This is a genomic window from Klebsiella sp. K-3, from assembly GCF_051207495.1.
Lineage (GTDB): Bacteria > Pseudomonadota > Gammaproteobacteria > Enterobacterales > Enterobacteriaceae > Klebsiella > Klebsiella aerogenes.
The window spans coordinates 344,029-357,083 of the sequence record NZ_JBPNXF010000005.1 but is presented as its reverse complement, the minus strand read 5'-3'; the positions used below and the strand labels follow the sequence as shown (position 1 = coordinate 357,083).

Genomic DNA, 13,055 nt, shown 5'->3' with positions numbered 1-13,055 from the left:
TTAACGCAATCCCAAATATTGAGCGTACGGTCTTCTGTACGGCGTTTCAGACTTTACGCAGCCCCGAATGCCCCGGGCCTGCGTAGCGGCAGAAAATCAGAACTGCATCAGTTCCGCTTCTTTCTCTGCCAGCGCCGCATCAACTTTCTTAATGGCGGCGTCAGTCATTTTCTGCACGTCGTCCTGAGAGCGGCGATCGTCATCTTCGCTGATCTCTTTCTCTTTGAGCAGAGCTTTAACTTTGTCGTTCGCGTCACGGCGAACGTTACGCACGGCGACACGCGCCTGCTCAGCTTCGCCACGCACGATCTTAGTCAGATCTTTACGACGTTCTTCAGTCAGCGGCGGCAGCGGAACGCGGATATCGCTACCCGCAGAACTTGGGTTCAGACCCAGGTCAGACGCCATAATCGCTTTTTCAACGGCCGGGCTCATAGAGCGGTCGAAGACGTTGATTTTCAGCGTACGGGAATCTTCCACCGTAACGCTTGCCAGCTGGCGCAGCGGGGTCGGCGTGCCGTAGTATTCCACGATGATGCCATCCAGCAGGCTTGGAGAAGCACGGCCCGTGCGAATTTTGCTGATTTGGTTTTTGAATGCTTCAACGCATTTTTCCATGCGTACTTCAGCATCTTTTCTGATATCGCTAATCACGTTACGAATCCTTGAAAACTTGTCTCAGACAGACCACACGGTCGCCCACTGCGAAAGTGAGCTAAGTATAGTCCTGATTAATTCAATTAACCGGGCAACTTCCCCGCTAAAGTAAAGCGGAATATTACCCGGAATTAGCGCCGACGGGAATTATTCCGTAATCAACGTGCCTTCTTTTTCGCCCATGACCACGCGACGCAGCGCGCCTGGTTTGTTCATGTTAAATACGCGAATTGGCAGTTTGTGGTCGCGCGCCAGGGTGAAGGCGGCAAGATCCATCACTTTCAGCTCTTTATCCAGCACTTCGCTATAGGTCAGCTGATCGTACATGGTAGCGGAAGGATCTTTCGCCGGGTCAGCGGTAAACACGCCGTCAACCTTGGTCGCTTTCAGAACCACGTCGGCTTCGATTTCAATACCGCGCAGGCAGGCTGCGGAGTCGGTGGTAAAGAATGGGTTGCCGGTACCCGCGGAGAGGATCACCACGCGATTGTTACGCAGCAGGCTAATCGCTTCCGCCCAGCTGTAGTTGTCGCACACGCCGTTCAGCGGGATTGCGGACATCAGGCGAGCGTTCACATAGGCGCGATGGAGCGCATCACGCATTGCCAGGCCGTTCATGACCGTTGCCAGCATGCCCATGTGGTCGCCCACAACGCGGTTCATACCCGCTTTCGCCAGACCAGCACCACGGAACAGGTTACCGCCACCAATCACTACGCCAACCTGAATACCCAGTTCAACCAGTTCTTTGATTTCCTGAGCCATACGGTCAAGTATGCTTGCATCAATACCGAAGCCTTCTGAACCCTGCAGAGCTTCGCCACTTAACTTCAGCAGAATACGTTTGTAGACGGGTTTTGCATTGGTAGCCATGTTTCTTTCCTGAGACTGTCAACGATTGAGATGAGTTAATTCTGACGACATTGTATGCCATCGTTCAGCGCAGTCACTATAAGCGATTGGCTGATTTTACAAGAGAGGCGCAAAAAGAAGCCGCCCTCAGGCGGCTCCTTTTTTTAAAAATTAAGACTGCTTGGACATCGCAGCAACTTCTGCTGCAAAGTCAGTCTCAACTTTCTCGATGCCTTCGCCCACTTCAAAGCGGATGAAGCCAGTAACGTCGGCGTTGTGCTCTTTCAGCAGCTGACCAACAGATTTGCTCGGTTCCATAACGAAAGGCTGACCAGTCAGAGAAACTTCGCCGGTGAATTTCTTCATGCGGCCTTCAACCATTTTCTCTGCGATTTCTTTCGGCTTACCGGACTGCATCGCGATGTCCAGCTGAACCTGGTACTCTTTTTCTACTACTTCAGCAGAAACGTCTTCCGGCTTAACGAATTCCGGCTTGCTTGCAGCAACGTGCATTGCCAGCTGCTTAACCAGCTCTTCGTCAGCGCCTTTAGCGGCAACCAGAACGCCGATGCGAGCACCGTGCTGGTAGCTGCCCAGAACGTCGCCTTCCAGGATAGCGATACGACGGATGTTGATGTTCTCGCCGATTTTAGCAACCAGGGCAACACGTTCTTCTTCGAACTGCGCTTTCAGAACTTCAACGTCGGAGATTTTACCAGCAACAGCGGCGTCCAGTACTTTGTCAGCAAATGCCTGGAAACCACCATCTTTAGCAACGAAGTCAGTCTGGCAGTTAACTTCCAGAATGTAACCGTAGTTGCCGTCGATTTTGGTTTTGATCACGCCGTCAGCAGCAACGTTGCCTGCTTTTTTCGCCGCTTTGATCGCGCCGGATTTACGCATGTTTTCGATTGCCAGCTCGATGTCGCCATTAGCTTCAGTCAGTGCTTTTTTGCAATCCATCATGCCTGCGCCAGTACGTTCGCGCAGCTCTTTTACCAGGGAAGCGGTAATTTCAGCCATTCTAAAATCCTCGGGAGATGTGGAAACTGCCCGGCCTGCGGCCAAACAGCATAAATTGAAAAAAGGGGCCTAAAATTGGCCCCTATTCATACACGGTACTAATAAGGGCTTAAACCTTATTATTCAGCTTCTACGAAGCTTTCTTCCGCCTGAGAAGCCAGGTCCTGAGAGCGACCTTCACGAACGGTAGCTGCAACAGCGCCCAGGTACAGGCTAACTGCGCGGATTGCATCGTCGTTACCCGGGATAACGAAGTCTACGCCGTCCGGATCAGAGTTGGTATCAACGATAGCAAATACCGGGATACCCAGGTTGTTTGCTTCTTTGATAGCGATGTGCTCGTGGTCAGCGTCGATAACGAACAGTGCGTCCGGCAGGCCGCCCATGTCTTTGATACCGCCCAGGCTGTTTTCCAGCTTGTCCAGCTCACGAGTGCGCATCAGCGCTTCTTTCTTGGTCAGCTTCTCGAAAGTACCGTCCTGGGACTGAGTTTCCAGGTCTTTCAGACGTTTGATGGACTGACGAACGGTTTTCCAGTTAGTCAGCATACCGCCCAGCCAGCGATGGTTCACGAAGAACTGGTCGCAGCTGTTAGCAGCTTCTTTTACCGCTTCGCTTGCAGCGCGCTTAGTACCAACGAACAGGATCTTGCCTTTACGGGCAGAGATTTTGTTCAGCTCAGCCAGAGCTTCGTTGAACATCGGTACAGTTTTCTCAAGGTTGATGATGTGAACTTTGTTACGCGCGCCGAAGATGAAAGGCTTCATTTTCGGGTTCCAGTAACGGGTCTGGTGACCAAAGTGAACACCAGCCTTGAGCATGTCGCGCATGGAAACAGTTGCCATGTTTAAAACCTCTATAGATTAAATTGGGGTTATGCCTCCACGTATCCCATATTACCGACCCCAAAGGGCACCCCGGAATATGTGCCGATACGTGTGTGTTATTTACACAATATGAGTATGTCGCTTACGCCCATCCTTGTGTATCTGAGATGGAACGGAAGTCCGGCGCGCTTTATACCACAAAACCTGGCCAGACACCAACTCTTGTTGACGTCGCGTGCTGTTAATGATTCTCAATTTGGCACCAACGTACCCGGACTGTTACCATTGACAGGACTTAATCTATTATTGTCGAAAAAATCGACACTGCTGGACATATTCCATGGCTATCTCTATCAAGACATCTGAAGACATCGAAAAAATGCGCGTTGCCGGCCGTCTGGCCGCCGAAGTGCTGGAAATGATCGAACCCTACGTCAAACCTGGCGTCAGCACCGGCGAACTGGATCGCATCTGCAACGACTACATTGTTAATGAGCAGAAAGCGGTCTCCGCCTGCCTCGGCTATCACGGCTTCCCGAAATCGGTCTGTATCTCTATTAATGAAGTGGTGTGCCACGGCATCCCGGATGACGGCAAGCTGCTGAAAGACGGCGACATCGTCAATATCGACGTGACCGTGATTAAAGATGAGTTCCACGGCGATACCTCAAAAATGTTCATCGTCGGCAAACCGACTATCCTCGGCGAGCGCCTGTGCCGCATCACTCAGGAAAGCCTCTATCTGGCGCTGAAGATGGTCAAACCGGGTATTAACCTGCGCGCGATCGGCGCGGCGATCCAGAAATTCGTCGAAGCGGAAGGTTTCTCCGTGGTACGTGAATACTGCGGGCACGGTATCGGCCGCGGCTTCCACGAGGAACCACAGGTACTGCACTATGACTCGCCGGAAACCGACGTGGTGCTCAAGCCGGGTATGACCTTCACCATCGAACCGATGGTCAACGCCGGTAAGAAAGAGATCCGCAGCATGAAGGACGGCTGGACGGTGAAAACCAAAGACCGTAGCTTGTCTGCGCAGTACGAGCATACTATTGTGGTAACCGATAACGGCTGCGAAATTCTGACGCTACGCAAGGATGACACCATCCCGGCGATAATCTCGCACGATGCATAATGAAAAGCCGGCGCCCGCCGGCTTTTTTATTAGATAGCTTTTTCTTATGGTGACGCGATGAGCAACTCTTTCCCTGACACAGCTTCCCCCCTTCTGCCCATCCCGCCGGAACATCCCGTGAGCTGGCCGCAGGGCGATCTGAACTGTGCCGCAATCAAGGCGCACATCGATACCTTCCAGCACTGGCTCGGAGAGGCGTTTGATAACGGCATCGCCGCAGAGCGGCTCATCGAGGCGCGCACCGAGTTTATCGACCAGTTGCTGCAGCGGCTGTGGGTCGACTACGGTTTTGACTCCGTCTGCGACCTGGCGCTGGTGGCCGTCGGCGGCTATGGTCGCGGCGAGTTGCATCCGCTCTCCGACGTCGATCTACTGATCCTCAGCCGCAAAAAGCTGCCGGACGACCAGGCGCAAAAGGTCGGCGAACTGCTGACGCTATTGTGGGACGTCAAGCTGGAGGTGGGTCACAGCGTGCGCACCCTCGAAGAGTGTTTGCTGGAAGGACTTTCGGATCTCACCGTCGCCACCAATTTAATTGAATCCCGCCTGCTGATCGGCGACGTCGCGCTGTTCCTTGAACTGCAAAAACATATTTTTAGCGACGGCTTCTGGCCGTCGGAAAAGTTCTTCGCCGCCAAGGTTGACGAGCAGAATGTCCGTCATCAGCGCTACCACGGCACCAGTTACAACCTGGAGCCTGACGTCAAAAGCAGCCCCGGCGGCCTGCGCGATATACATACCCTGCAGTGGGTGGCCCGCCGCCACTTCGGCGCTACCTCGCTTGATGAAATGGTCGGTTTCGGCTTCCTCACCGAAGCCGAGCGCAACGAGCTTAACGAGTGCCTGCACCAGCTCTGGCGCATCCGTTTTGCTTTGCACCTTGAAGTGAATCGCTACGATAACCGCCTGCTTTTCGATCGCCAGCTGAATGTCGCCCACCGCCTCGGCTATGAAGGCGAAGGTAATCAGCCGATCGAACACATGATGAAAGATTTCTTCCGCGTTACGCGCCGGGTGAGCGAACTCAACAACATGCTGCTGCAGCTGTTTGACGAGGCGATCCTCGCGCTAACCGAGAACGAAAAGCCGCGGCCTATTGATGATGATTTCCAACTGCGCGGCACCCTGATAGACCTGCGTGACGATACCCTGTTTATGCGCGAGCCGCAGGCGATTCTGCGGATGTTCTTTATTATGGTGCGTAACAGCAGCATCACCGGTATTTACTCCACCACCCTGCGTCATCTGCGCCACGCGCGCCGCCACCTGACGCAGCCGCTGTGCTATATCCCGGAGGCGCGAACCCTCTTCCTCAGCATGCTGCGCCATCAGGGCGCGGTGAGTCGCGGTCTGCTGCCGATGCATCGCCACAGCGTGCTGTGGGCCTATATGCCGCAGTGGTCGCATATTGTCGGCCAGATGCAGTTCGACCTGTTTCACGCCTATACCGTCGACGAACACACCATACGCGTCTTGTTAAAGCTGGAAAGCTTCGCGAAAGAAGAGACCCGCAGCCGCCATCCGCTGTGCGTAGAGCTGTGGCCGCGGCTGGCCCATCCTGAACTTATCCTCATCGCCGCCCTGTTTCACGATATCGCTAAAGGCCGCGGCGGCGACCATTCGATTCTCGGCGCCGAAGACGTGCTGAAATTCGCCGAGCTCCACGGGCTCAATTCACGGGAGACGCAACTGGTCGCCTGGCTGGTACGCCAGCATCTCTTGATGTCGGTAACCGCCCAGCGCCGCGATATTCAGGACCCGGAGGTCATTAAACAGTTTGCCGAAGAAGTGCAGACAGAAAACCGACTGCGCTATCTGGTATGCCTGACCGTCGCCGATATCTGCGCCACCAACGAAACGCTGTGGAATAGCTGGAAGCAAAGCCTGCTACGCGAGCTCTATTTCGCCACCGAAAAACAGCTGCGCCGCGGTATGCAAAGTACGCCGGATATGCGCGAACGCGTACGCCACCATCAGCTGCAGGCGCTGGCGCTGTTGCGCATGGACAATATCAATGAAGAGGCGCTACACCAAATCTGGAACCGCTGCCGGGCGAACTACTTTGTGCGGCACACGCCGAATCAGCTCGCCTGGCACGCCCGCAACCTGCTGAAGCACGATCTCAGTAAGCCGATGATCCTGCTGAGTTCACGGGCCACCCGCGGCGGCACCGAGATCTTCATCTGGAGTCCGGACCGCCCTTACCTGTTCGCCGCCGTCTGCGGCGAGCTGGATCGGCGCAACCTCAGCGTTCACGATGCGCAGATCTTCACCACCCGCGATGGCATGGCGATGGATACCTTTATCGTCCTCGAACCCGACGGCAGCCCGCTTTCCGCCGATCGCCACGAAGCGATTCGTCACGGTCTAGAGCAGACGATAACCCAACGCAGCTGGGAGCCGCCGGCCCCGCGTCGTCAGGCGGCGAAACTGCGCCACTTTTCCGTCGCCACTGAAGTGAATTTTCTGCCGACCCATACCGACAGAAAATCATTTCTTGAGCTCATTGCGCTCGATCAGCCAGGGCTGCTCGCCCGCGTCGGCCAGGTGTTTGCCGACCTCGGAATATCGCTTCACGGAGCCCGAATTACGACAATTGGTGAGCGAGTAGAAGATTTATTTATAATCGCCACCGCCGACCGGCGTGCCCTTAATAATGAGCTGCAACAAGAAGTGCAACAACGGTTGACAGAGGCCCTCAATCCAAACGATAAAGGGTAACGTATTTTTTTTAAGTGAATGGAAAGAAACAATGCAGCAGTTACAGAACGTTATTGAGTCCGCCTTTGAGCGTCGCGCCGACATCACGCCGGCAAATGTGGATACCGTAACCCGCGAAGCGGTTAACCAGGTTATTGCCCTGCTGGATTCCGGTGCGCTGCGCGTCGCTGAGAAGATCGATGGTCAGTGGGTAACGCATCAATGGCTGAAGAAAGCGGTACTGCTCTCTTTCCGTATTAACGATAACCAGGTTATCGATGGTGCGGAAAGCCGCTACTTCGATAAAGTTCCGATGAAATTCGCCGACTACGACGAAGCGCGCTTCCAGAAAGAAGGCTTCCGCGTAGTGCCGCCGGCTGCCGTCCGCCAGGGCGCGTTCATCGCACGCAATACCGTGCTGATGCCGTCCTACGTCAACATCGGCGCTTACGTTGATGAAGGCACCATGGTTGATACCTGGGCCACCGTCGGCTCTTGTGCGCAGATCGGTAAAAACGTTCACCTGTCCGGCGGCGTTGGCATCGGCGGCGTTCTCGAACCGCTGCAGGCTAACCCGACCATCATCGAAGATAACTGCTTCATCGGCGCGCGTTCTGAAATCGTTGAAGGCGTTATCGTTGAAGAAGGCGCGGTAATCTCCATGGGCGTGTACATCGGTCAGAGCACCAAAATCTACGACCGCGAAACCGGTGAAGTCCATTACGGCCGCGTGCCGGCGGGCTCGGTTGTCGTTTCCGGCAACCTGCCGTCGAAAGATGGCAAATACAGCCTGTACTGTGCGGTGATCGTGAAAAAGGTTGATGCGAAGACCCGCGGTAAGGTCGGCATCAACGAACTGCTGCGCACCATCGACTAAGCAGAACAAAAAGCGGGAGATATCCCGCTTTTTTTATATCTGACGCTGGCGAAGATGGATTTTTTCGTTAATTATTCAATGGTTATGATGATATCAAAGGTACCGTTATGTACGATAATCTGAAAAGTCTTGGCATTACCAATCCTGATGAAATCGATCGCTATAGCCTGCGCCAGGAAGCTAACAACGACATCCTGAAGATCTATTTCCAGAAAGATAAAGGCGAATTCTTCGCCAAAAGCGTGAAGTTTAAATACCCACGCCAGCGTAAAACCGTGGTCGCCGACGGCGTCGGTCAGGGCTACAAAGAGGTGCAGGAGATAAGCCCGAACCTGCGTTATGTCATCGACGAACTGGATCAGCTCTGCCAGCGCGATCGTACTGAAATCGACCTCAAGCGTAAAATCCTTGACGATTTGCGCCATCTGGAAAGCGTGGTCACCAATAAGATCAGCGAAATTGAAGCCGATCTGGAAAAGCTGACGCGTAAATAAATCAGCCTGATAGGGCCAGCGACTGGCCCTCTTCCCCTGCCCCATCCCCTGTTTCCTTAGCCGTAGATCATCTTCGCCATCAGCAAACCTCAGTTATCCCTCACTGACATCATTTCACATCACAACCCTATCCATATGAATTACTTAAAATTTCATTTCGTTTATGTTCAGTTTCCGCTTAAAAGGAGATAGCTCTATGACACAGGAAATTGAACAAAAATGTTATACCCTGCCATCGGCCCCCTGGCTGGATAAAGCCGGTTTTGAAAAAGGGCGGCAGCACGATCGTCAGGCGCTGGGGTTTATTCTACCCGCCAATACCGTACTGCAAATTCGACAAACCGATCTCAGCAACGGCATCTCGACCCTGCGCCTGCTCTGCGACGATACCGCGCTGGAGAAAACCTGCGCCCTGACCACCAATTGGAAAACGATCAGCACCACCGTCGATTCCGTCCCTTTTATCGATACATTATTTACCGACAGCCCCTGCGAGTTCTCCGTGGTTTACCAGCAACCCGCGACGACGAAACCGCTCCCCAGCTGGAAATCAGGGCAATCTGAAGAGGCGTTTTTCCTTGGCTGGGAGAATAATAAATCATCGTTCGCGCTGATTGATTTGGATGTTATCAACCTGCTGCTACCCTATGCCGACCGCGATAATGCGCTGAAAGCGGGATTAGCGGCATTACACCGTTTCTATAATCACCTTTTCACCTGCTATAACGAGTGGGCCGGGCTAAGCAATAATCCAGATTCACAATGGAATCAGGATGTTGCTAACCGCTATTTTCTGCGGGCGGATAAACATGGCGTCGGCGCGGCCTATTATAATAGCAGCTGGTGCGCGCAAACCGCCGCAACGGTGGGCGAAGGCTGGCTGGATAACGTCGCCACGCAGTGGGTTATCCTGCATGAAATTGGCCACGGCTATCAGGGTAAATTTATGCAAGATCCCACGCTGTCCGTCAGCGAAGTGTGGAACAATATTTACGCCTCCTTTTATCAACAGCTCACGCTGAGTCAGGATAATCATCTCTATACCGATGGCTGGTTATACAACTATGGGCAGTTGGCCGTGCAGGAAGCACAGCTGATAAACTATATTACCGATAAGACGCCGGTCACCAGTTGGGGTTTGCGTCCTCGCCTGCAATTCCTGATGCTGATGTTATTCAAAGCAGGCGCCAACGCTTTCCGCGTCTTTAACCAGAATTATCGCCAACTCGCCAACAGCGATGGCTTCCAGCCGACCGATCATCAGCTTGCCGATATGCTGGCAACCGCCATTGCTACCTCTGCGGGATATGATGTGACGCCGTTTATCGATCTCTGCGGTTTAACGCTGAAGCACGCCACCCGGGAAAATATCGTTTCACTGGCGACAAAACCGCTCTATCCACTGTATCGTTTTCTGCCGCAAAGCGAGTGGGATAGCGCGCGCCAGCAGTTAGGGCTGGATTCCTTCTTCTGGCTGGTGGATAACAGCGAGCTGGCAATATTAGGTAAAACGGGGACGCTAACCCTGACGCTGAATATCGATCATCCGGAGCAAATTTACGGTCAGACGCTGACTATCAAGGATAATTGCGGTAACCATTATTCACTGGTTATTGATGGGGACGCCCTGACCCTGAAAGAGATGCCAATTGGCGTGTATCAGATTAAGCTTCCAAAAGGTCGTTCACAAAAATATCGCCCGGACATCAGCTATCTCACCGTAAAAGAAGGCGCCAACGCGGTTACCGTTAACTACATTCCACAAAACGATACCAGCGAACGTAACGTGAGAATAACCTTTTTAGGGCTTAGTGACGCGCCTTTCGCCCGCCTTGATATCGATTACGAAAATCAGCAGCTTATTCTTAATGTCACCAGCTCTACACCGCACAGCTACTACCCTGGGGCATTGTATGCTGCGGTAAACGTACTTTCCGCCAGTGGGGAAAAAGTATTCGAACGCAACATGACCGGTACCAATTGCGCCACCGGAAAAGTCGTTATTCCATTCAGTCCTCACTATCACCTGTACATTACTCACGTGGAACCTGGGCGGCTGAAAGCTTCTCTCGGATATTTAACGCTGGTCGCACGTGAGAAATACCAGCTGATACGCATTGATGATAATGGTCTGTATAACTTTATCCTCAATAATAATCCGGCGGATGATTTACAGGCTATTTTCGAGCACAACGCCCAGGCGATCCGGAGCCAGGCCTCGCTGCTAGCGCAGGAAGAGTGCGTCTGTAAAAACGACCTCTGGCTGATGCTCCCTCATATTGAAGAACCCCAACGCAGCCGCTTGCTGAAAGCCTATGCCGATGTCCTGCCCCTGGCTAATGACGATCCTGGCGAGCTGACGGGCAAAAGCGTGACGCTCAATCTCCGCGGTCGGGGCAATAACGAGTTTTGCCAGATCGTTATTGATAATAAACAGCGCGCGATGACGGTCGCCACGCGGGCCGGTACGCCGCACTCGTATTACGTCGCCCATACTTATGCCAGCATTACGGTCAGCGACGAGAACGATACGGTCGTTTATCAACGCAGCTATGCCGGCGCAACTAACAATCTGGCAAACAGTGAAACTATCGCTCTCGCGGAAGGGATGATCATCGATATTTTCCATGATGAAGCATTCCGCTCCAGCGCCACGAATGGCACAACCCAAAACGCCGTCCCCCTTAAGCAACATAACCGCTGGCGCGTGGTGAAAACGGGTCTCGAAGCCTTTGCGCTCGCACATGATGTGCCGGATGAGGAAGCCGCTGGTACAGAAGAGGAAACTCAGGAGGCCACCGCGCTGTATGGCGATTGCTTCAGCTGGCAGCTGCTTGGCGATGATGACGTGTGCTTTGCCGCGATGGAGCTGGATATTGGTAACAGTCTGCTGACCTTTACCGCGAGTCCAGTGATGCCGAACAAGCACTTTACGACCACATACGCCACGGTCAATGTCTACAATACGCGCGGTTCGGTGGTGTATCGTCAGTCGATCAAAGGATCGTCGCAGCTGGGCGACTATGTTGATACCGCTATGCTGGTGGAAGGCTATACCATTGAAGTCTTCCATGCCGAAGCGGGAAATCGTTCCGTTATTATTAACCCGCTCAATGGCAATAGCTGGCAACAGTCCAATACCGTCACCTGGCAAGTGACCGCTCGCGGGCTACAGCGCCTGTAGTCCGTCATTTCCACTCCCGCCTCAGGCGGGAGTGTTTTTAGCGTTGCTCATCCAGCTGCAATGCAATGTACAACAGCAGACGGTCGTCAAAACTCCCGAGATCCAACCCGGTCAATTCCGAAATCCGATTGAGCCGATATTCCAGGGTATTACGATGAATAAACAGCGCCTTTGACGTGGCCAGCGGCTGCACGTTATGACGAAACCATGCCTGCAAGGTGCGGCGCAGCAGGCCGTTGTTATCCATCGCCTTCAGCCGCGTCAGCGGGCGCGCCAGCTCATTGGCCTGCCAGCCGCCGCGCAGGCTATCCAGCAGCACCGGCAGCATCAGATCCTGATAAAAATAGCTGCGGCTCTCCGGCATTCGCTGCTTACCCACCATCATCGTCGTGCGCGCGGTCCGATAAGAACGTGCGATACTGCCGGGTCCGGTAAAGAAATTACCTAACGCAACGCGGAACTGCAGCTGGCCGTTCTCTTTCATACGGGCAATCAGTTGCTCAACGCGCCTGCAGTGGTCATCGGCGTCCCAGCGGCCAAAGGCATTTAACGCTGGTTTCAATACCACCATCTCGGTCAGCGAGACAATCGCCACCAGGTTGTTGCGATCCGGCGTGGTCAGCGCCGTCTGCAGCTGCTGCAATTCCGCCATCGCGCTATCGACGCCAAGCTGGCCGCTATCGACCTCAATCATCGCCACCACCCGCGGCTGATTGAGGTCGATGCCCAGTCGCTGCGCCCACTCGTTGAGCGCCGGGGTATTTTCTTCAGCCTGAATCAGGTTCATGACCAGTTCTTCACGCAGGCGGCTGTCCTGCGCCAGCAAATGCATCAGCCGCGACTGTTCGAGCATCATCTCCGCGGTCATACACACCAGCTCACCATACTTGCGCAGCGATTCGGGCTCGCCGGTTAATCCAATTACGCCGACGATCTCCCCTTCAAGACGCAGCGGCAAATTAATCCCCTGACGTACGCCGTGCAGATGGCGAGCAACCGCATCATCAATATCAACCACCCGTCCCTGCGATAGCACCAGCAGCGCGCCTTCGTGCAATTCACCAATACGCTCGCGATCGCCGCTGCCGATAATGCGCCCGCGGGCATCCATTACGTTAATATTGGTATCAATGATGCGCATCGTTCGCGCCACGATATCCTGCGCCATTTTGGTATCAAGATGCCAGCCAGCCATGTAACCCTCCCCTGAGCAGGGCATCAGCATAAAAGAGTGACGAAGAGGACGCACTGTGCATATGCACAAAGCATGACAAAGAAGTATGGAGTTGTGGCGGGAATCACAGAA

10 protein-coding genes are annotated in these 13,055 nt (G+C 53.8%); 5 read left to right on the top strand and 5 right to left on the bottom strand.

What is annotated here, in order from left to right:
* Nucleotides 1-96: 96 nt before the first annotated feature.
* From frr to rpsB, 4 genes are all read right to left on the bottom strand, one after another.
* The gene (gene frr / locus ACSEMK_RS10380) at nucleotides 97-654 is read right to left on the bottom strand and encodes a ribosome recycling factor (RefSeq protein ID WP_015368165.1); all 558 of its coding nucleotides are present in this window, start codon (nucleotides 652-654) and stop codon (nucleotides 97-99) included.
* A gap of 150 nt (nucleotides 655-804) precedes the next feature.
* Nucleotides 805-1,530 carry a UMP kinase gene (pyrH, locus tag ACSEMK_RS10375; RefSeq protein WP_004098747.1) on the bottom strand — a complete coding sequence of 242 codons (726 nt, stop codon included), beginning with the start codon at nucleotides 1,528-1,530 and terminating at the stop codon, nucleotides 805-807.
* Nucleotides 1,531-1,680: 150 nt separating this feature from the next.
* Nucleotides 1,681-2,532 (bottom strand): translation elongation factor Ts, encoded by an 852-nt coding sequence (tsf, locus tag ACSEMK_RS10370; protein ID WP_015368168.1) that lies wholly within the window; start codon nucleotides 2,530-2,532, stop codon nucleotides 1,681-1,683.
* A 119-nt stretch (nucleotides 2,533-2,651) separates the two neighbouring features.
* On the bottom strand, nucleotides 2,652-3,377 hold the full coding sequence (gene rpsB, locus ACSEMK_RS10365; protein ID WP_004858107.1) for a 30S ribosomal protein S2: 726 nt from the start codon (nucleotides 3,375-3,377) through the stop codon (nucleotides 2,652-2,654).
* A 322-nt stretch (nucleotides 3,378-3,699) separates the two neighbouring features.
* Between rpsB and map the strand changes: the two genes are divergently transcribed.
* The 5 genes from map (at nucleotide 3,700) to ACSEMK_RS10340 (ending at nucleotide 11,749) form a co-directional block, all read left to right on the top strand.
* Nucleotides 3,700-4,494, top strand: a complete 795-nt coding sequence (gene map / locus ACSEMK_RS10360; protein WP_045376596.1) for a type I methionyl aminopeptidase — start codon at nucleotides 3,700-3,702, stop codon at nucleotides 4,492-4,494.
* 57 nt (nucleotides 4,495-4,551) lie between these two features.
* The gene (gene glnD, locus ACSEMK_RS10355) at nucleotides 4,552-7,215 is read left to right on the top strand and encodes a bifunctional uridylyltransferase/uridylyl-removing protein GlnD (protein ID WP_430914853.1); all 2,664 of its coding nucleotides are present in this window, start codon (nucleotides 4,552-4,554) and stop codon (nucleotides 7,213-7,215) included.
* Nucleotides 7,216-7,246: 31 nt separating this feature from the next.
* Entirely contained in the window at nucleotides 7,247-8,071 is an 825-nt protein-coding gene (gene dapD, locus ACSEMK_RS10350) for a 2,3,4,5-tetrahydropyridine-2,6-dicarboxylate N-succinyltransferase (protein ID WP_015368172.1), read from the top strand.
* A 107-nt stretch (nucleotides 8,072-8,178) separates the two neighbouring features.
* Entirely contained in the window at nucleotides 8,179-8,565 is a 387-nt protein-coding gene (locus ACSEMK_RS10345) for a DUF3461 family protein (protein ID WP_015368173.1), read from the top strand.
* A gap of 196 nt (nucleotides 8,566-8,761) precedes the next feature.
* Nucleotides 8,762-11,749 (top strand): putative mucin/carbohydrate-binding domain-containing protein, encoded by a 2,988-nt coding sequence (locus ACSEMK_RS10340; RefSeq protein ID WP_430914852.1) that lies wholly within the window; start codon nucleotides 8,762-8,764, stop codon nucleotides 11,747-11,749.
* A gap of 37 nt (nucleotides 11,750-11,786) precedes the next feature.
* Here ACSEMK_RS10340 and ACSEMK_RS10335 read toward each other — a convergent pair whose 3' ends face one another.
* Nucleotides 11,787-12,944, bottom strand: a complete 1,158-nt coding sequence (locus ACSEMK_RS10335; RefSeq protein WP_087860845.1) for a CdaR family transcriptional regulator — start codon at nucleotides 12,942-12,944, stop codon at nucleotides 11,787-11,789.
* Between the last annotated feature and the right edge of the window lie 111 nt (nucleotides 12,945-13,055).

Coding starts and splice junctions, on each gene's coding strand:
- ACSEMK_RS10340 (WP_430914852.1), top strand. CDS start 8,762: ATGACACAGGAAATTGAACAAAAATGTTATACCCTGCCATCGGCCCCC.
- rpsB (WP_004858107.1), bottom strand. CDS start 3,377: ATGGCAACTGTTTCCATGCGCGACATGCTCAAGGCTGGTGTTCACTTT.
- dapD (WP_015368172.1), top strand. CDS start 7,247: ATGCAGCAGTTACAGAACGTTATTGAGTCCGCCTTTGAGCGTCGCGCC.
- map (WP_045376596.1), top strand. CDS start 3,700: ATGGCTATCTCTATCAAGACATCTGAAGACATCGAAAAAATGCGCGTT.
- ACSEMK_RS10335 (WP_087860845.1), bottom strand. CDS start 12,944: ATGGCTGGCTGGCATCTTGATACCAAAATGGCGCAGGATATCGTGGCG.
- tsf (WP_015368168.1), bottom strand. CDS start 2,532: ATGGCTGAAATTACCGCTTCCCTGGTAAAAGAGCTGCGCGAACGTACT.
- glnD (WP_430914853.1), top strand. CDS start 4,552: ATGAGCAACTCTTTCCCTGACACAGCTTCCCCCCTTCTGCCCATCCCG.
- pyrH (WP_004098747.1), bottom strand. CDS start 1,530: ATGGCTACCAATGCAAAACCCGTCTACAAACGTATTCTGCTGAAGTTA.
- ACSEMK_RS10345 (WP_015368173.1), top strand. CDS start 8,179: ATGTACGATAATCTGAAAAGTCTTGGCATTACCAATCCTGATGAAATC.